Raw genomic sequence first — 1,074 nt, 5'->3', positions numbered from 1 at the left:
CCCGGGTGTTCACCGGCTTCTCGATGGCCGGCTACGGCATGACCAAACACCATCTGACGCATCGGGAACCGGGCTGGATGTCGGCGCCGCCGTGGCCCGGGCGGAAGGTGACGGTCATTTCGCCGGTGCTGTCCCCGATGACGATCTGTCGGTGGGTGCGGCCTCGGGTGGTGACGTCTTCGACCTCGCTGACCCGGCCTTCGACGCTGGCGCGTTGCCCCGAGATCAGGCCGGCCACCATGACCACCGATCGCGGTCGCTGCGGGTGTTCGTAGGCGTCGACCTTGCGGTCTTCGTCCTGGGACACCCACGCCTCGAGCTTGTCGATCCCCTGCCCGATCCGCTGCTCCAAGGTGTCGGGGTAGGCCTCCCTGATCCGCGATTCGACGTCGTAGGGCACGATCGTCGCCGCGGCGTCGGGAATCAGGCTGACCGCTCGCGCGATCTTGTCGGCGGTGCGGTCGTGCAGCACGCGGCCCAGTAGCCGGGCGAAGGTTCGCCGCGGCAGCAGCACCGTCACATTGGTGCGCGCGTTCTCGTCACGCGCCTTGGCGACCAGCAGCTGCGCGGCGCGGCTGATCCGACGGTCCGGGCAGTCCACGATGCGCAGCGGGGTGTCGAGTTCGAAATGGTCCCAACGCTTTCGCAGCAGCGCCGCGTGGGCCGGGTCGACCATGAAATGCACCGCGATCAGTTCGTCGGCCCGCAACCCCCTGCCGTAGCGCAGCGCCTCGATCACCGCCAGATCGACCGAGTCGACGAACACGAACACCCGGTGCCGCGCGTACTTCACCAGCTCCGGGCGATCGGTGCGGAACATCTCGAGAATGGCGGCCTCGGCCCGGTATTCGCGGTTGAGCCGGGTCAGCATGAACACCAGCAGCGGGAACACGATGACCACCAGCCAGGCGCCCTCGGTGAATTTCGCCACCGCGAAGATGCCCACCACGATCGTCGACAGCACCGCCGCGGACAGGTTGATCGCCAGCCGGCGGCGCCAGCCCGGTTCCCGATGCGTCAGATGGTGTTTGGTCATGCCGTAGCCGGCCATCGAGAAGCCGGTGAACACCCCGA

The 1,074-nt window shown here is 67.9% G+C and carries 1 pseudogene; it reads right to left on the bottom strand.

What is annotated here, in order from left to right:
• Window positions 1–67: 67 nt before the first annotated feature.
• Window positions 68–1,074: pseudogene (locus A5622_RS15295) on the bottom strand (DNA-binding protein); the annotation flags it as partial.

The sequence above is a fragment of the Mycobacterium sp. 1245801.1 genome, assembly GCF_001673055.1.
Taxonomy (GTDB): domain Bacteria; phylum Actinomycetota; class Actinomycetes; order Mycobacteriales; family Mycobacteriaceae; genus Mycobacterium; species Mycobacterium europaeum_A.
The sequence above is the reverse complement of the archived record's forward strand: the minus strand, read 5'-3'. Positions and strand labels throughout refer to the sequence as shown.